The 19,233-nt window shown below is 61.8% G+C and carries 16 protein-coding genes and 1 pseudogene; 12 read left to right on the top strand and 5 right to left on the bottom strand.

Going from position 1 to position 19,233, the window contains the following annotated elements; all coding sequences use genetic code 11:
• Nucleotides 1-121: 121 nt before the first annotated feature.
• Nucleotides 122-1,303, bottom strand: coding sequence for an NO-inducible flavohemoprotein (gene hmpA / locus CAF79_RS25110; RefSeq protein ID WP_085700814.1), 1,182 nt, complete (start codon nt 1,301-1,303; stop codon nt 122-124).
• 163 nt (nt 1,304-1,466) lie between these two features.
• Between hmpA and norR the strand changes: the two genes are divergently transcribed.
• The 5 genes from norR (at nt 1,467) to CAF79_RS25135 (ending at nt 5,858) form a co-directional block, all read left to right on the top strand.
• Nucleotides 1,467-3,020 (top strand): nitric oxide reductase transcriptional regulator NorR, encoded by a 1,554-nt coding sequence (norR, locus tag CAF79_RS25115; RefSeq protein WP_085700815.1) that lies wholly within the window; start codon nt 1,467-1,469, stop codon nt 3,018-3,020.
• A 123-nt stretch (nt 3,021-3,143) separates the two neighbouring features.
• Nucleotides 3,144-4,046, top strand: a complete 903-nt coding sequence (locus CAF79_RS25120) for a chemotaxis protein CheV (protein WP_085700816.1) — start codon at nt 3,144-3,146, stop codon at nt 4,044-4,046.
• 27 nt (nt 4,047-4,073) lie between these two features.
• Nucleotides 4,074-4,532 (top strand): N-acetyltransferase, encoded by a 459-nt coding sequence (locus CAF79_RS25125; protein WP_085700817.1) that lies wholly within the window; start codon nt 4,074-4,076, stop codon nt 4,530-4,532.
• A gap of 171 nt (nt 4,533-4,703) precedes the next feature.
• Nucleotides 4,704-5,021, top strand: coding sequence for a hypothetical protein (locus tag CAF79_RS25130; protein WP_085700818.1), 318 nt, complete (start codon nt 4,704-4,706; stop codon nt 5,019-5,021).
• 87 nt (nt 5,022-5,108) lie between these two features.
• On the top strand, nt 5,109-5,858 hold the full coding sequence (locus tag CAF79_RS25135) for a YkgJ family cysteine cluster protein (RefSeq protein WP_085700819.1): 750 nt from the start codon (nt 5,109-5,111) through the stop codon (nt 5,856-5,858).
• On the opposite strand, the gene CAF79_RS25140 is transcribed toward CAF79_RS25135, so the two are convergent.
• The 4 genes and pseudogenes from CAF79_RS25140 to CAF79_RS25150 form a co-directional block, all read right to left on the bottom strand.
• Nucleotides 5,855-6,919, bottom strand: coding sequence for a methyl-accepting chemotaxis protein (locus CAF79_RS25140; protein ID WP_371917942.1), 1,065 nt, complete (start codon nt 6,917-6,919; stop codon nt 5,855-5,857). The two genes, CAF79_RS25135 and CAF79_RS25140, sit on opposite strands and share 4 nt — an antisense overlap.
• 243 nt (nt 6,920-7,162) lie before the next feature.
• A pseudogene (locus CAF79_RS29795) lies at nt 7,163-7,444 on the bottom strand (PAS domain-containing protein); the annotation flags it as partial.
• Nucleotides 7,445-7,591: 147 nt separating this feature from the next.
• Nucleotides 7,592-7,819, bottom strand: a complete 228-nt coding sequence (locus CAF79_RS25145; protein WP_085700821.1) for a hypothetical protein — start codon at nt 7,817-7,819, stop codon at nt 7,592-7,594.
• 134 nt (nt 7,820-7,953) lie between these two features.
• On the bottom strand, nt 7,954-8,313 hold the full coding sequence (locus tag CAF79_RS25150; protein WP_085700822.1) for a DUF6124 family protein: 360 nt from the start codon (nt 8,311-8,313) through the stop codon (nt 7,954-7,956).
• A gap of 999 nt (nt 8,314-9,312) precedes the next feature.
• Between CAF79_RS25150 and CAF79_RS25155 the strand changes: the two genes are divergently transcribed.
• From CAF79_RS25155 to CAF79_RS25185, 7 genes are all read left to right on the top strand, one after another.
• Complete coding sequence (locus CAF79_RS25155; protein WP_085700823.1) at nt 9,313-10,473, top strand: efflux RND transporter periplasmic adaptor subunit; 1,161 nt, start codon at nt 9,313-9,315, stop codon at nt 10,471-10,473.
• Nucleotides 10,470-13,571 carry a multidrug efflux RND transporter permease subunit gene (locus CAF79_RS25160; RefSeq protein ID WP_085700824.1) on the top strand — a complete coding sequence of 1,034 codons (3,102 nt, stop codon included), beginning with the start codon at nt 10,470-10,472 and terminating at the stop codon, nt 13,569-13,571. Before CAF79_RS25155 ends, CAF79_RS25160 begins: the two co-directional genes overlap by 4 nt.
• Nucleotides 13,572-13,579: 8 nt before the next feature.
• Nucleotides 13,580-14,257, top strand: a complete 678-nt coding sequence (locus tag CAF79_RS25165; protein WP_085700825.1) for a heavy metal response regulator transcription factor — start codon at nt 13,580-13,582, stop codon at nt 14,255-14,257.
• Nucleotides 14,247-15,611 carry a heavy metal sensor histidine kinase gene (locus tag CAF79_RS25170; protein ID WP_085700826.1) on the top strand — a complete coding sequence of 455 codons (1,365 nt, stop codon included), beginning with the start codon at nt 14,247-14,249 and terminating at the stop codon, nt 15,609-15,611. Before CAF79_RS25165 ends, CAF79_RS25170 begins: the two co-directional genes overlap by 11 nt.
• Before the next feature lie 243 nt (nt 15,612-15,854).
• Complete coding sequence (locus tag CAF79_RS25175) at nt 15,855-16,079, top strand: hypothetical protein (RefSeq protein ID WP_085700827.1); 225 nt, start codon at nt 15,855-15,857, stop codon at nt 16,077-16,079.
• A gap of 193 nt (nt 16,080-16,272) precedes the next feature.
• The gene (locus tag CAF79_RS25180) at nt 16,273-17,589 is read left to right on the top strand and encodes an OprD family porin (RefSeq protein ID WP_085700828.1); all 1,317 of its coding nucleotides are present in this window, start codon (nt 16,273-16,275) and stop codon (nt 17,587-17,589) included.
• Between the two features lie 112 nt (nt 17,590-17,701).
• Nucleotides 17,702-19,207 carry a sensor domain-containing diguanylate cyclase gene (locus CAF79_RS25185; RefSeq protein WP_085700829.1) on the top strand — a complete coding sequence of 502 codons (1,506 nt, stop codon included), beginning with the start codon at nt 17,702-17,704 and terminating at the stop codon, nt 19,205-19,207.
• Nucleotides 19,208-19,233 lie beyond the last annotated feature (26 nt).

Consider the following 19,233-nt stretch of genomic DNA (forward strand, 5'->3'; position numbering starts at 1 on the left):
CGAAATCTCCCACGGATCTGTACTGCGCCAACAGTCAGAATCGAGCCTTGTCCCTCCTCCTCCCTTCAAGTACCAGCATACAAGCGAGCTTGCTCGCGAATGAAGGCGACTCGATTCCGGATTATTCCAGAGCAGCAGCCGGCCCGAAGAACTCATACCGGCTCTGCTTCTCCGGCACGCCCAGCGCCTTCAGATGACGCTTGATCGCCCCCATGAAGCCTTTGGGCCCAAGGAAGTAGGCGTCCACATCACGCTCCGCCGGCAACCACTCGCCCAGTTGCTCCTCGCTCAACAACCCGACCTTGTCCGCCGCCGGGCTCACGCCGTCATCTTCGGCGTAGCAATAGAAGCGCTTGAGCTGCGGATGACGCGCGGCGAGCCCGTCGATCCAGTCACGGAACGCATGCACGCTGCCGTTGCGGGCGCTGTGGATGAAGTAAACCGGACGCTCGGTTTCCAGTGCCGCTTCCAACATCGCCAGCGTCGGCGTGATACCGACGCCGCCGCTGATCAGCACCAGCGGTTTGTCGCTGGCAGTCAGGGTGAACTCGCCCGATGGCGGGAACAGTTGGATGCTGGAACCGACATGCAACTGATCGTGCAAATAATTGGAAGCTCGGCCACCCGGTTCACGCTTGACGCTGATGCGGTACTGACCTTTGTTGGCCAGGGCCGACAGCGAGTAGTTACGGCGGATTTCTTCGCCGTCGAGCATCAGCGTCATGCCGATGTACTGACCGGGCTCGGCTGCCAGGATCGGGCCCTTGTCCGCCGGCTCGAAGTAGAACGAAGTGATTTCCGCACTCTCTTCGACCCTGGCTGCGACGATGAACTCCCGCGCCCCGCGCCAGCCGCCGACGGCTTGCTCTTTCTGGTCATAAATGGCGGTTTCGGCGCCGATCAGGATCTCGGCCAACTGACCGTAGGCCGCGCCCCAGGCGCTCATCACTTGCGGGGTGGCGATCTCTTCGCCGAGCACTTCGCTGATCGCGCGCAGCAGGCAGGCGCCGACGATCGGGTAGTGTTCGGGCAGAATTTGCAGGGCCACGTGCTTGTTGATGATCTTGGCCACCAGATCGCCCAACTGGTCGAGCTGATCGATGTGACGGGCGTACATCAACACGCCGTTTGCCAGAGCGCGAGGCTGGTCACCGCTGGCCTGGTGGGCCTGGTTGAACAGCGGGCGGACTTGCGGGTATTCGGAGAGCATCATGCGGTAGAAATGGGTGATCAGCGCTTCACCGCCGCTTTCCAGCAGAGGCACAGTGGATTTGACGATGGCACGATCCTGGACGCTAAGCATAAGGGTGACTCCTGAGCTTTCTCTAAAAGTGCCTTATCCATTCCAGTATTCGTGCCAACTATTTTTTCTATACAAATCAATCACTTGAAAAGTATGTAGTCAGATCGACACAAACACCTCTATAGTCGCTTCGACTACAACATGTCTCTTTGACTACAAATCTATGTCCGCCAAATCATTGCTCACCGCCCTGCTCCCACTGGTCTCCGACCTGTCCCGCGAACTGCCCGAAGGCGAGCGCTACCGACGCCTGCTCGAAGCCATGCGCGCCCTGCTGCCGTGCGACGCTGCGGCCCTGCTGCGTCTCGACGGTGAATGGCTGGTGCCGCTGGCGGTGGACGGTTTGAGTACCGATACCCTCGGCCGCCGCTTCAAGGTCAGCGAACATCCGCGTTTTGAAGTGCTGCTGGCCGGCGAAGGGCCCACCCGCTTCGCCGCCGACAGCGATCTGCCCGATCCGTATGACGGACTGGTCGACGGCCTCGACGATCACCTCGAAGTTCACGATTGCCTCGGTTGCCCGTTGTTCGTCGATGAAAAACTCTGGGGGCTGATCACCCTCGACGCCCTCGATCCCGAACGTTTCGAACCGATCGAACTCGACGCCCTGCAAGCCTTCGCCAGCCTCGCCTCGGCCACGGTCAATGCCGCCGAACGCATTGAGCGCCTGGCGATTCGTGCCGAGGACGAACACCAGCGCGCCGAGGTCTATCGCCAGGCCAGCGGCCAGCAGAACCGCGAAATGATTGGCCAGAGCAAGGCGCATAAACGGCTGGTGGAAGAAATCAATCTGGTCGGTGGCAGCGACCTGACCGTGCTGATCACCGGCGAAACCGGGGTCGGCAAAGAGCTGGTGGCCCAGGCGATCCACGCCGCTTCCAAGCGCGCCGACAAACCGATCATCAGCCTCAATTGCGCGGCCCTGCCGGACACGCTGGTGGAAAGCGAACTGTTCGGCCACGTGCGCGGCGCCTTTACCGGCGCCACCAGCGACCGACGCGGCAAGTTCGAACTGGCCAACGGCGGCACGCTGTTTCTGGATGAAGTCGGCGAGTTGTCGCTGACCGTCCAGGCCAAGCTGTTGCGGGTGTTGCAGAGCGGCCAGTTGCAACGTCTGGGTTCGGACAAGGAGCATCAGGTCGATGTGCGCCTGATCGCCGCGACCAACCGCGACCTGGCCGAAGAAGTGCGCAGCGGCCGCTACCGCGCCGACTTCTACCATCGCCTCAGCGTCTACCCGTTGCGGGTGCCGGCACTGCGTGACCGGGGGCGCGACGTGTTGCTGCTCAGCGGCTATTTCCTGGAGCAGAACCGCTCGCGCATGGGCCTTAACAGCCTGCGCCTGAACAGCGACGCCCAGGAAGCGCTGCTGGCCTACACCTGGCCGGGCAATGTGCGGGAACTGGAGCATTTGATCGGACGCAGCGCACTGAAGGCGCTGGGTAACTGCAAGGTGCGGCCGAAGATCCTCAGCTTGAGCGCGATGGATCTCGATCTGCCGCGCGAGATTGTGGATAACTCGCCGGCGCCGTCCGAAGCGACTGCCACTGCGCCATTGATCAGCGGTGACCTGCGTGCAGCCACCGAGCAGTATCAGCGGCAGTTGATCAGTGCAGCGCTTGAGCGCAATCAAGATAACTGGGCCAGCGCCGCCCGCGAACTGGGGCTGGACCGGGCGAACCTGGGGCGGCTGGCCAAGCGGTTGGGGATGAAATAAAAGTCCCGCCGTCGGATTGGCGCCAGAGTCCCTAAAGCCTGCCGGTTACAAGTCGATAACCCGGCATCGATACCTGCTGGCGATCCGTGCGATCGCCGCTCACCTTTTCCACAGAAGGTTTTTATGTCTTCCAACAAAGCCCGCGCAGATTCACTTTCGCTTCTGCTGTTTACCTTGCGCAGCGGCAAGCTGATGGCGATCAACCTGCTGAAGGTCAGTGAAATCATCCCCTGCCCGCCGCTGACCAAGCTGCCGGAGTCGCACCCGCACGTCAAAGGCATCGCCACCCTGCGCGGTGCTTCGCTGTCGGTGATCGACCTGAGCCGCGCCATCGGCGAGCGGCCGCTGGAAGACCCGAACGGCGGCTGCCTGATCGTCACCGACGTCAGCCGTTCGAAACAGGGTCTGCACGTACAGGCGGTGAGCAAGATCGTGCATTGCCTGACCACCGACATCAAACCGCCGCCGTTCGGCTCCGGCGGTTCGCGCGCCTACATCACCGGCGTGACCTCGGTGGACGGCACGCTGGTACAGGTGCTGGACATCGAAAAAGTGATCCACGGCATCGCCCCGGCGCAGATCGAAATGGCCCCGACCGAGCTGAGCATGGAAGACGCCGAAGTGCTGGGCAACGCGCGAATCCTGGTGGTCGACGACAGTCAGGTGGCGCTGCAGCAATCGGTGCACACCCTGCGCAACCTCGGCCTGCAATGCCATACCGCGCGCAGCGCCAAGGAAGCCATCGACTGCCTGCTGGACCTGCAAGGCACGGCGCAGCAGATCAACCTGATTGTCTCGGACATCGAAATGTCCGAGATGGACGGTTACGCCTTCACCCGCACCCTTCGCGAAACCCCGGACTTCGCCCACCTCTATGTGCTGCTGCACACCTCGCTGGACAGCGCGATGAACAGCGAAAAGGCCCGCCTCGCCGGGGCCAACGGCGTGCTGACCAAGTTCTCCTCGCCCGAGCTGACTCACTGTCTGATCGAAGCGGCCAAGCATGTCGCCGCTCACGGCCACTGAGCCTTGAGCGAGACATTCTGTTTTCTGATGCGGCGCGACCTGAACCTGGACGTGCCGGCCATCGAATGGCCGAACGGTACCAAACTCACCCCCTACAGCGCCGAACGCGCAGCCGCCGTGCATGAACTGATGCTGATCGGCTACCGCGAAGGCGGTGGTCGGGTGCCGGCGCTGGACGTCTGGCAACAGCAGTTCGAAAGCGATCCGGAATACGATCCGGCACTGTGTTTCATTGCAAGCGATGCCGCTGGCGTCATTGGCGTGGCGCAATGCTGGACCAGTTCCTACATCAAGAATCTGGTGGTGCATCCTCGCGCCCAGGGCCATGGACTGGGTCGGGCGTTGCTGCTGCATGCGTTCAAGGTATTTCAGGATCGGCGTGAAGGGTTTGTCGACCTGAAGGTGCTGGAAGACAACCATCGGGCGCTGAGCTTGTACGAAAGGTCTGGAATGTATGTGGTCCGCCGGGAACTGGTGCCGGACTGACAGACGGCCATCGCTGGCAAGCCAGCTCCCACAGGTTTCCGGGTGCTTGCAAAATCTGAATACGTCATCAATCCCCTGTGGGAGCGGGCTTGCCCGCGATGACGGCCGCAAGACAACTTTCCTCGCTCAGGCATACTCCAATCCTGGACTGAACCCAAGGATGCCCGAACCATGAAATGCCTCGCCCTCTCCATACTTTGCCTCATCGCCCCGTTGGCCCACGCCTCCAGCCCCGACGCCTGGGCGGCCTACGACAAAACCGTGCTCGCCAGTTGCACCAAGGCCAGCGGCCTGAAAAACGCCAAACCAGTCGGTAACGCCGCGCAATTCGATGACCGCGTCGGCTACACCGCGCTGTTGCTGCAAGGCCAATACCCGCAAAAACACATGAAGGGCCAGCAAGGCACCGAGCTGTGCCTGTACAACAAGAAGTCGAAAACCGCGTTCGTCACCGAATGGGACTCGATCCGCCCGACCGCCAAACCCTGAGCGAATGGCGCACAACTTGCTTCACTCCGGGCCTGTACGGCGGCTTTATGTCGCCGATTCACACCCTGATTGAAGATTGCCCGCTCAATGAATACGACCTTTTCCTGCGTAGGCTGCGGCAAATGCTGCACCGATCACCATGTGCCCCTGACCCTGGCCGAAGCCCGTATGTGGGCGGCCGACGGCGGTCAGGTGATCGTGCTGGTGGAGGCGTTTCTCGCCAACGGCCTGGGCCTCCCGGAACAGCAGCGCGAACATGCGCAACGTCGTTCGGCGGTGGTGCGCAGCGGAATGTCCGACGCCCATGTGGCAATCACTTTTGCCGCCTACAACGTCGGCCCCTGCCGGAATCTTGACGAAGACAAACTGTGCCGCATCTACGAGCGCCGGCCGTTGGTGTGTCGCATCTATCCCGCCGAAATCAATCCGCACATTGCGCTGAACCCTGCCGCCAAGGACTGCCCGCCGGAGTCGTGGGAGCAAGGGCCGGACCTGATCGTCGGTGGTGAACTGGTGGATCAGGAACTGCTGACACTGATCCAGCGCTCCCGTCAGGCAGATCGCGACGACATCCGGATCAAGGATGCGATCTGCGGTTTGCTCGGCATCCGCACCACCGCGCTCAAGGGCGACGGGTTCACCGCATACCTGCCGGACATGGGCGCGTTTGCCTCGGTGATCGATCAGGTCACGGCGCAGCCACTGACTGCCGGCCACAGCGAATGGCTGTTCCATGTCTCCGGCGACGACATCGCCGGGCAAGTGCGCGCGGCCGGAGCACAAGTGGTGTCCGAGCCGCCGCAGACTTACGCGTTCATTTCGTTGCGGGCGGCCTAAACGCCCTGCCGCCGCCCCCAGAACTCCCGCGCCAGCGAACGCAAATCCCCCGCCAGCCCCGCCACATCCTGTGAGTTGAGCTGGCTCTGGCGCCCTTCATCCACAGTCAGCTCGCAAGCCGTGCGAATGCTGACGATGTTGCGGTTGATGTCCTCGCTCACCGCGCTCTGTTCTTCGACCGCTGCGGCAATCTGCAGACTCATCTCGGTAATCTGCTCGACCCGCCCGCTGATCCCGTCCAGCGCCCGCGCCGCACGTTGCGCCTGTTCGACGCTGTTATCCACATGCTCGCTGCTCTGCTGCATCACCAGCACCGCATCCCGCGCACCGTTCTGCAGGGTGCTGATCATCCGTTGAATCTCGTTGGTCGACTGCTGGGTGCGCTGGGCCAGCCCCCTCACCTCGTCGGCCACCACCGCGAACCCACGCCCGGCATCCCCGGCCCGGGCCGCTTCGATCGCCGCGTTGAGCGCCAGCAGATTGGTCTGCTCGGCGATGCTGCGAATCACCTCCAGCACCCCGGAAATCTCGCTGCTGTGGCCTTCGAGCTGATGAATCACCTCGGTGGCCCGCCCCAACGCCTCGGCCAGCCGCAACACCGCACTGCGACTCTCGCCCACTAGCAGATGCCCTTCACGGGTTTCCGTCCCGGCCATATCCGCCGCCACCGAGGCCTGCTGCGCATGGCTGGCCACCTGCGCGACACTGGCCGCCATCTGATGAATCGCCGCCGCCACCTGATCGGTTTCCGCCTGCTGCGCCAACGTGCTGGTGTGACTGCTGTGCAGATGATCCACCAATTGCGCCGCATGTCCGGCCAGCCGTTGCGACGCATCACCGATCCGCCCGACCACCGCGCCGACCTGTGCTTCAAGCATCTGCAAGGCAAACTCGATCTGCCCGAACTGATCCCGCCGCCCGGTATAAATGCCCTGGCTCAACGGGTTATCAGCAATCACCCGAGCACGCTCGGTCAGCCGCTCCAACGGCCCCAGCAACCAACCCACGCCCAGCGCACACGCGCCACTGCCAGCCACCAGCGCGACGGCTTCGATGCCCATGGATTCAGGCCGCAGCCAGGCTTCCATCCCCAGCACCACCGCCAGCACCGAACTGGTCAACGCCATGATCTTCGCCCGCAGACCCAACACCGGCAGCCGCTGCCACCGCGCCCCCCGTCCCTCGCGCAACTGCGCATACGCCCGCTCCGCCGCCGCAATCTGCCGCGCATCCGGCCGCGTGCGCACCGACTGATACTCCACCGCCGCGTCGTTCTGCGTGACCGGCGTGACATAGGCACTGACCCAGTAGTGATCACCGTTCTTGCAACGATTCTTCACCAGCCCCATCCACGACCGCCCGCGCTTGAGCGTCTGCCACATATGGGCAAACGCCTGCGCGGGCATGTCCGGATGACGCAGCAAATTGTGCGGCGCGCCCAGCAGCTCGTCGCGGCTGTAACCGCTGATCCTGATGAAATCGTCGTTGGCGTAGGTGATCGCGCTGGTCAGATCGGTGGTCGAGAGAATGTTCGCATCCGGCGCAACATCGACATTGCGCCCGGTCACCGGGAGATTGATCTTCATGGAAAGCGCGCTCGTTTTATTGGAAAGAGTCGGCAGGGCTGCTGACTCTAAGCGCACTCATCGGTTAAACGTTGATCTGGCTCAGGAACTGAGCAATTAGCCATCACTGTGACCGAGAATCACAGCGACGGCCGAGGCGGGAATGAATCAGCGCTTGCCCATCGAACGGCGCTTGCCCGACGGCGCCACACCCGGGGTCCTGGCGTGACGGTCACCGTCCTTGCCCTTGAACTGCGGCTGCCTGGCGCCTTTGGCGGCGGCCAGCTCACCTTGCTTGAACGGAAACTTGAAGGCAGGAATGGTCGGTTTGGATTCGCCGGCCTCGGCCAGTTCTGCCGGGACATCGCTCACAGCGTTGTCGATTGGGGAAGTCATGAAAGCTCCGGAAAGCAAAAAGTCCGGCCCGGTGAATGAGCCGCGAAGGCGCGCAGTATACCTGCGCGCGCAGACTTTAAAGAGCCCCCGAAAGGGCATGGCCGGTGCCTTTTCGGGACTCTTCGACTAGCGGATCACGTTGGCGGATCAACCCGATCCAGCGCCCGATTCACTGCAAGCTCAGCCAGCATGATGATCTGCTGGATCCCGAGCGCCGTACTGCGCTGCGGGCCTGTGAGTTCGTTGGCGAAATTGCTGGCGATGGTACTGGCCGAGGCCAGGGATTCGCAGGCATTGACCAACAGGCTTTCGGTATCGACGTTGGGAGTGACCATGTACATCGTGCTCGGGCGTGGTTTCGAGGGCTTCGGGCAAAGGTAATAGTCGAGGGCGCGTTTGATGGCTTCGCGGTTACGGGCGAGGTCTTCGGCGCGCATGGCTTCTTCGAGAGGGGTGGGGGATTCGTAGGGTGGATCGGGTATCAGTTTGTCCATGAAAAACTCCTACTTGGCTATGGAGCCATCCCTTGTCGTTTCCACACGACAAAAGGTGGCAGCTGTACGCAGGGTGGAAAACCGATAAGTAGGCAACCGGCCAGACCGAAGTCTGCCTGCGCACAGCCGCCGCGACGCAGTTTGCAGACGAAAGAAGACGTCGGCAACGGTTACGGGGAGAAGCTTTGCAACTACTTGAAATCAGGTTTCCACACCTGTTCGCTGAATTGGCAGCGACAGCCAAAGACTAGAGAGCGTGCTTCCGACGGACAACCTGAAAACCTTGTGGGAAGGTTCAGTGAATCCCACACATCTTTAAACATTCGAAAATGGAACGCGGAGCGTCCCGGGCTGCATTCCCACGCGGAGCGTGGGAACGATCAAAAGCACTGCAACAACAAACGGTACCCCCCCCCACATTTCCAAACATCCGAAAATGGAACGCGGAGCGTCCCGGGCTGCATTCCCACGCGGAGCGTGGGAACGATCAGAGCAAAAGCAGTCCGCTTTCTGCTTTCTGCTTTCTGCTTCTAACCACTCAACACAATGAGCGTTAGCTCGAGTACCGCTTTTGACGTGCCGGCCCCATCGGAAGGCTGAGTGGAGGGATTTATCCGGGGGTGGGAGCGCAGCGACCGTGCGGCGCAGCCGCATGCATCGAGAGGAGGTGCAGCGAAGCAAACCGTAGGCGATGCCCCCGGATGAATACCGGAACGAAGGAACGCCGAGCCACAGCGAGGCGCCGAACGCAGGGGCCAAGCCTTTTGGTTCCTTTTTGGCGTTTGAAAAAGGGACTCGCCGTAAGGGCGAAACCGCCAGCCGCAACACCCGAAGAAACGGATATACACCCAAACCCAAAACAGCATGGTCGGCCCAAAGGCCGCCAAGTCAAAAGCTGAAACTGACAGCGCCGTCAGTTAGCCGTCACCCTACTGACCCGCAAACAAGTTTATAAAGACAAAACCTGCCCAAACCCCGTCCCCCTGGCGCCCCACAAGCATGCAAATCCAGAAGAAAAAGGCCCTGCTCGCCACCCTGCTGATCGCCCTCGCAGCCGCCGGTCTGTGGTACGCATACAAACCCGCCCCGGCCAAACTCGCCGCCCCCACCGCCATCCCGGTGCGGGTCGTCGCCGTCAGCGAAAAAGACGTCCCCCGCTACACCAGCGGCATCGGCTCGGTCCTCTCGCTACACAGCGTGGTGGTGCGCCCACAGATCGACGGCATCCTCACCAAGCTGCTGGTCAAGGAAGGCCAGCTGGTAAAACAGGGCGACCTGCTCGCCACCATCGACGACCGCTCGATCCGCGCCAGCCTCGACCAGGCCCGGGCGCAACTGGGCGAAAGCCAGGCGCAACTGCAAGTCGCTCTGGTCAACCTCAAGCGCTACAAACTGCTGAGCGTCGACGACGGCGTATCGAAGCAGACCTACGACCAGCAACAGGCACTGGTCAACCAGCTCAAGGCCACCGCCCAGGGCAATCAGGCTTCGATTGACGCGGCTCAGGTACAACTTTCCTACACCCAGATTCGCTCCCCGGTCACCGGCCGCGTCGGGATTCGCACGGTCGACGAAGGCAATTTCCTGCGCATGACCGACACCCAGGGTCTGTTCACCGTGACCCAGATCGACCCGATCGCCGTCGAGTTTTCCCTGCCCCAGCAAATGCTGCCGACCCTGCAAGGCTTGATCAGCGATCCGCAGCGCGCTCAGGTCAAGGCGTACATCGGCGCCGACACCGACGGCGAAACCGGCAACCTGCTGGGCGAAGGTCACCTGACGCTGATCGACAACCAGATCAACGCCAACACCGGCACCATCCGCGCCAAGGCCGAATTCGACAACCCGGACCAGAAGCTCTGGCCCGGCCTGCTGGTGACGGTAAAGATTCAGACAGCGCTGGATAAAGATGCGCTGGTGGTCCCGCCCACCGTCGTACAACGCGGCCTCGATCAACATTTCGTGTATCGGGTCAACGGCGACAAGGTTGAAGCCGTGCAAGTGCAGATGGTCTATCAGGGCAGCGGCCAGGACATCATCAAGGGCGTGAAACCCGGCGACGTATTGGTCAGTGATGGCCAGTCGCGGCTCAAGCCCGGCTCGACCGTGCAGGTCATGAGCGAACCGCCGCAGGTGGTGCAAGCGGAGACCCAGCCATGAAGCAGCACAAAGGCTTTTCGACCTGGTGCATCGATCATCCGGTGGCGACGATTCTGCTGACCATCGCGCTGGTACTGGTCGGAGTGATTGCCTTCCCGCGCCTGCCGGTCGCCCCGTTGCCGGAAGCGGAATTTCCGACGATTCAAGTTTCCGCACAGTTGCCCGGCGCCAGTCCGGACACCATGGCCTCGTCCGTGGCCACGCCGCTGGAGGTGCAATTCAGCGCCATCCCCGGCATGACCCAGATGACCTCCAGCAGTGCGCTGGGCTCCACTCTGCTGACCCTGCAATTCACCCTCGACAAGAGCATCGACACCGCCGCCCAGGAAGTGCAGGCCGCAATCAACACCGCCGCCGGCAAACTGCCAAAAGACATGCCGACCCTGCCGACCTGGAGGAAGGTCAACCCGGCCGACAGCCCGGTGCTGATCCTCAGCGTCAGCTCCACGCAAATGCCCGGCACCGAACTCAGTGACCTGGTGGAAACCCTCCTTGCGCGTCAGATCAGTCAGGTCGACGGCGTAGGCCAAATCAACATCACCGGCCAGCAACGTCCGGCGATTCGCGTACAGGCCTCGGCGGACAAACTGGCAGCCATCGGCCTGACCCTCGCCGATATTCGCGTGGCGATCCAGCAGACCAGCCTCAACCTCGCCAAAGGTGCGCTGTACGGCGAGTCGAGCATTTCCACGCTGTCGACCAACGACCAGTTGTTCCACCCCGAGGAATACAGTCAGCTCATCGTTTCCTACAAGGACGGCGCCCCGGTTCACCTCAAGGATGTCGCCAAAGTCGTCAACGGTTCGGAAGATGCCTACGTGCAAGCGTGGGCTGGCGATCAGCCGGGCGTGAACCTGGTGATCTTCCGCCAGCCCGGCGCCAACATCGTCGAAACGGTGGACCGGATTCAGGCCGCCCTGCCCGGCCTCGAAGCCATGCTGCCAGCCTCGGTGCAGGTCAAAACCCTGATCGACCGTACCCAGACCATCCGCGCCTCGCTGCATGAGGTGGAAATCACTTTGCTGATCGCGATCCTGCTGGTGGTGGCGGTGATGGCACTGTTCCTGCGTCAGCTGTCGGCGACGATGATCGTTTCGGCGGTACTCGGCGTGTCGCTGACCGCCAGTTTCGCCCTGATGTACTTGCTCGGTTTCAGCCTGAACAACCTGACGCTGGTGGCCATCGTCGTGGCGGTAGGTTTCGTGGTCGACGATGCGATCGTGGTGGTGGAAAACATTCACCGCCACCTCGAGGCCGGCGACAGCATGCGCGACGCCGCAATCAAGGGCGCCGGCGAGATCGGTTTCACCGTGGTCTCGATCAGTTTCTCGCTGGTGGCGGCGTTCATTCCGCTGCTGTTCATGGGTGGCGTGGTCGGGCGGTTGTTCAAGGAATTTGCCCTGACGGCCACCTCGACCATCCTGATTTCCGTGGTGGTGTCGCTGACTCTGGCGCCAACCCTCGCCGCGCTGTTCATGCGCAAACCGGTGCATCACGCCCATGACAGACCGGGCTTCAGCGAACGCCTGCTCGGCTGGTACGAGAAGGGCCTGCGCCGCGCCCTCGCCCACCAGAAACTGATGATCGGCGTGTTCGGCCTTTCCGTCGCACTGGCGATTGGCGGCTACGTGTTTATCCCCAAAGGGTTCTTCCCGGTGCAGGACACCGGCTTCGTCCTCGGCACCACCGAAGCTGCAGCCGATATCTCCTACAGCGACATGGTGAAAAAACACCTGGCGATGGCCGAAATCGTCGCCGCCGATCCGGCCGTCCAGGCGTTTTCCCACTCGGTGGGCGTATCCGGCAGCAACCAGACCATCGCCAACGGGCGCTTCTGGATTGCGCTGAAAAAACGCGGCGACCGAGATGTTTCAGCCAGCCAGTTCATCGACCGCATTCGTCCGCAACTGATGAAAGTCCCCGGCATCGTGCTTTACCTGCGCGCCGGCCAGGACATCAACCTCAGCTCCGGCCCGAGCCGTGCTCAGTATCAATACGTGCTCAAGAGCAACGACGGGCCGACCCTCGCCACCTGGACCCAGAAACTCACCGAAAAGCTGCGCAGCATTCCGGCGTTCCGTGACATTTCCAACGACCTGCAACTGGGCGGCAGCATCACCCACATCAGCATCGACCGCAGCGCCGCCGCGCGTTTCGGCCTGACGGCGAGTGATGTCGACGAAGCGCTGTACGACGCCTTCGGCCAGCGGCAGATCAACGAGTTCCAGACCCAGGTCAACCAGTACAACGTGATCCTGGAGCTGGACACCAAGCAACGCGGCAAGGCCGAAAGCCTCAACTATTTCTACCTGCGCTCACCGCTGAGCGGAGAAATGGTGCCGCTGTCGGCGCTGGCCCGCTTCGACGCGCCGACCATCGGCCCGCTGTCCATCGCCCACGACGGCATGTTCCCGGCCGCCAACCTGTCGTTCAACCTGGCGCCCGGTGTGGCACTGGGCGATGCAGTGATTCTGCTCAATCAGGCCAAAGCCGAAATCGGCATGCCGACCGCAATCAGCGGCAACTTCCAGGGCGCGGCCCAAGCGTTCCAGAGTTCGCTGAAAAGTCAGCCGTGGCTGATTCTCGCGGCGCTGGTGGCGGTTTACATCATCCTGGGCGTGCTCTACGAGAGCTTCGTCCATCCGCTGACGATCATCTCGACCCTGCCGGCGGCGGGTCTGGGCGCGGTGATCATGCTGTGGATCTGCGGTCAGGACTTTTCGATCATGGCGCTGATCGGGCTGGTGCTGCTGATTGGTATCGTCAAGAAGAACGGCATCCTGATGATCGACTTCGCCCTTGAGGCGCAGCGTCATCGCGGGCTGTCGCCGCAGGATGCGATTTTCGAAGCGTGTATCACGCGGTTCCGGCCGATCATCATGACCACCCTCGCCGCGCTGCTTGGCGCGCTGCCGCTGATGCTCGGTTACGGCACCGGCGCCGAACTGCGCCAACCATTGGGGATCGCGGTCGTCGGCGGCCTGCTGGTCAGCCAGATGCTGACGCTGTTCACCACGCCGGTCATATACTTGTGGCTTGAGCGGCTGTTCCACAAGCCCAAACCTGCGCCCGTCGCGGCGCTGGCAACGACAGACTGAGGCGGGTCATGCGCGTTCTGATTATCGAAGACGAAGAGAAAACCGCGGACTACCTGCGCCGCGGCCTGACGGAACAGGGTTACACCGTGGATCTGGCCCGCGACGGCATCGAGGGCCTGCACCTGGCGCTGGAAAGCGACTATGCGGTGATCGTCCTCGACGTGATGCTGCCGGGCCTCGACGGTTTCGGTGTGTTGCGCGCATTGCGTGCGCGCAAGCAGACGCCGGTGATCATGCTGACCGCCCGCGAGCGGGTCGAGGACCGGATCAGGGGGCTGCGCGACGGCGCCGACGATTACCTCGGCAAACCGTTTTCCTTCCTCGAACTGGTGGCGCGCCTGCAAGCGCTGACCCGCCGCAGCGGTGGCCATGAACCGGTGCAAGTGAGCATCGCCGACCTGTGGATCGACCTGATCAGCCGCAAGGCCACCCGCGCCGGTACCCGGCTGGATCTGACGGCGAAAGAGTTTTCGCTGCTCAGTGTGCTGGCCCGGCGTCAGGGTGAAATCCTGTCGAAAACCGCGATTGCGGAAATGGTCTGGGACATCAATTTCGACAGCGACGCCAACGTCGTCGAAGTCGCGATCAAGCGCCTGCGGGCCAAGCTCGACGGGCCGTTCGAGGAGAAATTGCTGCACACGATCCGCGGCATGGGTTATGTGCTGGAGAGCCGCGGTGTCCAGTAACTCAATAGCGCTGCGCCTGAGCGGGATGTTCACGCTGGTGGCGCTGCTGGTCTTCCTGTTGATCGGCGGCGCGCTGTATCAACAAGTGGACAAGGGCCTCGGCCTGCTGCCGGAAGCGGAACTGGATGCGCGTTACAGCGTGCTCGAATCCGCGCTCAACCGCTATGGCACTCCCGAGCATTGGGTAAAGATCAATGCCAAGCTCAAGCTGCTCGGCGAAGAAGACAAGCGCATCCATTTCTGGGTGGTCAGCGGCAATCCGGGGTACGAATTCGGCGAGCCGGATGCCTTGATCCGTGCGTTCGCCCAAGGTGCGCCGGGCATGCGCGACCTGCAACTGCCCAACCATCCTTACCCGCTGAAAGTGCTGCTGACCGAACTGCCGGCCAAGGATCAGCGCCCGCCGCTGCGCTTCATGATCGGCATCGACACCGAGACCCTTCACCAGACCCAGCATCAGTTGCTGATCGCGCTGATCAGTCTGGCGGTGATCGGCGTGCTGCTGGCCTCGGCATTGGGTTACTGGGTGGCGCGAATCGGCCTCAAACCGCTGATCAAACTGTCCCATGAAGCCCAACGTCTGGCGCCGCCGTTGCGGGCCGGGCGCCTGCGCATGTCGCCATTGCCGCCGGAACTGGAGCAGTTCGTCGACTCGTTCAACTCGACGCTGGAGCGGGTTGAACAAGCCTATTCGCGGCTTGAATCCTTCAACGCCGACGTCGCCCATGAACTGCGCTCGCCGTTGACCAACCTGATCGGCCAGACCCAGGTCGCGCTGACTCGCGGGCGCTCTGCCGAGCATTATTTCGAAGTGCTGCAATCCAACCTCGAAGAGCTGGAACGCCTGCGCTCGATCATCAACGACATGCTGTTTCTGGCCAGCGCCGATCAGGGCAGCAAGGCCACCAAACTGACCTCGACTTCACTGGCCGATGAAGTGGCGACCACCCTCGAATACCTCGACTTCATCCTCGAAGATGCGCAGGTTCAGGTTCGGGTGAGCGGCGATGCGCAGGTGCAGATCGAGATCGCTCATCTGCGCCGGGCGTTGATCAATCTGCTGAGCAACGCGGTGCAACACACCGCGCCCGGACAGGTGATCGAAGTGCAGATCGCGGTCGAGGAACATCAGGTCAGCATCGGCGTGGCCAACCCCGGCTCGCCGATTGCCAGCGAGCATTTACCGCGCTTGTTCGAGCGTTTCTACCGGGTCGATGCATCGCGCACCAACAGCGGCAACAATCACGGGTTGGGGCTGGCGATCGTCAAGGCGATTGCGTTGATGCATGGCGGCGACGTGTTTGTGCGCAGTGATCGCGGGATCAATACCTTCGGGATTCACTTACCGGTCTGACCCCACCCCTCATCGTTCCCACGCTCTGCGTGGGAATGCCGCCCGGGACGCTCCGCGTTCCATTCCAAAGTCGAACACAGAGCTTCCATCAAGGTGTTCCCACGCCGAGCCCAGTAATGTTCACCTGTTGATCTTTGCTTGTGCTGTAACAGTCATTTATGAAAATCACGCTGTTTCCCAACGCCCGGCAACCTTATCTTTGCCCGCACCAAACAGCACTTGCCAAGCAAGAAGGTTTTCAAGATGTCCAACAGTATGGGTATTGCCAGCGCTTTCGTTTTGTCCTCATTGATCCTGTCGCCGATGGCGATGGCTGAAGAATCGCAGTCGTTCGCAGCGCACAATGCAGCTCGCGCTCAAGCGTATGAACAGCATCAGGCAGAAATGATGGCCAAGGCCAAAGACGCCACGCAAGCCCCGCAGGCCGGCCTTTCCCAAGCGCAGTCCGACTCCGGATCCGACAGCTGAGGCGCGCACCGCTCCGTTTCCCTCGACGCGGTTGTTTGGCTCTTCCCGTTCAACCGTCGTCCTTCCAGGCCGCTGATTTTCAGCGGCCTTTTTTCGTTGTGGTGTGAAAGCTGTCTGGTGCGTCTTTAACAACTGAAACATCCCGCACCTCAAGACATTGAAGTGTCAGTTGACCCAAGGAGCTTTACCGCACGTGCGTTACCCAGTTCGCTTTACCCCGCTGTTCATTGCAATTGCCGCAACGATTGCCCCCGCCGCCCATGCTGCCGAAGCCGAGAAACAAGGTTTCATCGAAGGCGCGAGTCTCAACCTCAACGCGCGCAACTACTACATGAATCGCAACCGTCTGCAGCAGACGGATGACAACATCGAGTGGGGCCAGGGTTTGCTCGGCAAATTCGAGTCGGGTTACACCGAGGGCACGGTCGGCTTCGGCATCGATGCCCACGCCATGCTCGGTCTGAAACTCGACGGCGGTGGTGGCACCGATAACTCCAGCATCCTGCCCGTCAGCGACGGCAACGGCAAAGCGCCGGGCTCGTTCTCCACGGCGGGCGGTACGCTGAAAATGCGTGCGTTCGATACCGAACTGAAGGCCGGTGACCTGTTCCTCGCCAATCCGGTGATCGCCGGTGGCGAGACGCGCATGCTGCCGCAGACCTTTCGTGGTCTCAGCCTGACCAACCACAGCTTCGACGGCTGGATGATCGAAGGCGGCCAGGCCAGTTTCACCAAACCCTACAACCAGAGTGGCCACAAACGCATCGGCACTTCTTACGGCACACTCGCCGACGGCGACAAGAGCCAGCATCTGAACTGGGGCGGCGTGGCCTGGAGCGGTGTCGAAGGCCTGACCAGCAGTCTGTACGCCTCCGAGTTGAAGGACATCTGGAACCAGTACTACTACGACCTCGACTACACCTGGGCGCTGAACGATCGGGTGACCCTCAACCCGGGCCTGCACTTCTATCACACGCAGGACACCGGCGACGCGCTGCTGGGCAACATCGACAACAACACCTACAGCCTGCATTTCACCGTGGGTATCGGCAATCACAGCGTCACCGCCGCGTACCAGCGGGTCAACGGCAACACGCCGTTCGATTACATCAGCCAGGGCGACAGCGTTTACCTCGACAACTCGCAGCAGTACTCGGACTTCAACGGCCCGAACGAGCGCTCGTGGAAACTCAAGTACGCCTACGATTTCGCAGGACTCGGCTTGCCAGGCCTGACCTCTTCGTTGTCCTACTCGCGCGGCACGCTGGACCTGACCAAGGTCGATCCGCAGAGCAAGGGTTACGCCTCGTGGTACAGCGCCGATGGCGGCAACGCCAAACACTGGGAGCGCGATATCGACCTCAAGTACGTGGTGCAGAGCGGTCAGGCCAAAGACCTCGCAGTGCGCCTGCAATGGGCGACCAACCGTGGCGGCAACGGTTACGGTGCGCTGGATACGGACACGGATGAATACCGTGTGATCATCGACTACCCGATCAACGTCTTCTAAGATCGGCGCTACAGTTGAGAGGCCGGCCTTATGCGCTGGCCTTTTTCTTGCGTGTGCGGCAGCGACGTTTGTACAACTACGCTTATAAGACTCCTCAACCGACAACCCAACCATGATCGCGAGCCGTACCCCACCTGCTGCGGGCAAGACCGGACGTCCCGAGCTGCTGCTGATCCTCGGCAGCCTGCTGAGCGTGATCGCGATTGTGTGTATCGTCACGTTCCTGCTGATCCGCGAACACGCCAACGCTCAGGAATCGGCCACCCGCAGCGCCACTACCATTGCCCAGTTGATCGACGCCGATGTGCTGCGTACCGTCGAACTGTACGACCTGACTCTGCAAGGTCTGATTGCCGCCGCCCAGCGCGACGACCTGAAAAACGTGTCGCCGCAGATCCGTCACCTGGCGCTGTTCGACCGCTCCACCACAGCGCGTTTCAAGGGCGACATTCTGCTGCTCGACAAGCATGGCGAGGTCATCGCCGACTCCTCGCGGGTCGAACCGCTACCGGGCAATTTCGCCGACCGCGATTACTTCCTGGCCCACGCCTTCAACCGCGACGCCGGCATGTTCATCAGCCGCCCGTTCAAGCCCCGTTGCGATTGCGACGACGCCAACCAGTGGCGGATCAGTTTCAGCCGGCGGATTTCCTCGGACACCGGCGATTTCCTGGGCGTGGCCGTGGCGTCGATGAAACTCGACTACTTCGATCAGCTGTTCAACAGCCTCGATATCGGCATCGACAGCACCCTGAACATCATCAACAACGACGGCATCCTGCTGGCGCAAAAGCCTTACCTGCAAAGTGATTCGATCGGCAAGAGCTTCGCCACCCGGCCCAATGTGGTGCGGATCCTGCGCGACAGCAACGGCAGCGGCAGTTTCAACAGCATTTCGAGCATGGATTATCAGCAACGGCTGTACACCTATTCGCGGGTCGGCAATCTGCCGCTGACGGTGATCGTTGCCCTGTCCAGCGAAGAAGTATTCGGCGCGTGGCGACGCACGGCGATCCTGATCAGCGGCGCCACCGGCGTGCTGTGTGCCGGCCTGCTGTGGCTGACCTGGCTGCTGGCCCGGGAGCTGCGCCTGCGCCAGCGGGCCGAACGGGAACTGGCGCAATTGGCGGCGACCGATGCCCTGACGGGGGTCGCCAACCGGCGAATGCTCGATCAGTCGCTGCGCCACGAATGGTTCCGCGCCCAGCGCTCGGGCAAGCCGCTGTCATTGCTGATGATCGACGCGGACCACTTCAAGGCCTTCAACGACCAACACGGGCACCAGGCCGGGGATCAGGCGTTGCGTGAACTGGCCAGGGTAATCACCTCCAATGTGCGGCGTCCGGCGGATCTGGTGGCGCGGTATGGCGGTGAGGAGTTTTCGGTGATTCTCGCAGAGACCGACAGCCTGGGAGCACAACAGATCGCCGAGCACATTCGCGCGGCGGTGGAACAACTGCCGGGCGTGAATCAAGACCAGTCACCGATGACCGTGAGCATCGGCATCAGCACCTGGACAGCCACCAGCGAGATCAGCCTGGAGCAGCTGTTGTTCGCAGCGGACAAGGCGCTGTATCAAGCCAAGGAAGGTGGGCGAAACCGGGTAGTCATGGCCTGAGAGCAGGCATAAAAAAAGGCCACCCA

Origin of the sequence: Pseudomonas sp. B26(2017) (genome assembly GCF_002113045.1) — a bacterium.
Lineage (GTDB): Bacteria > Pseudomonadota > Gammaproteobacteria > Pseudomonadales > Pseudomonadaceae > Aquipseudomonas.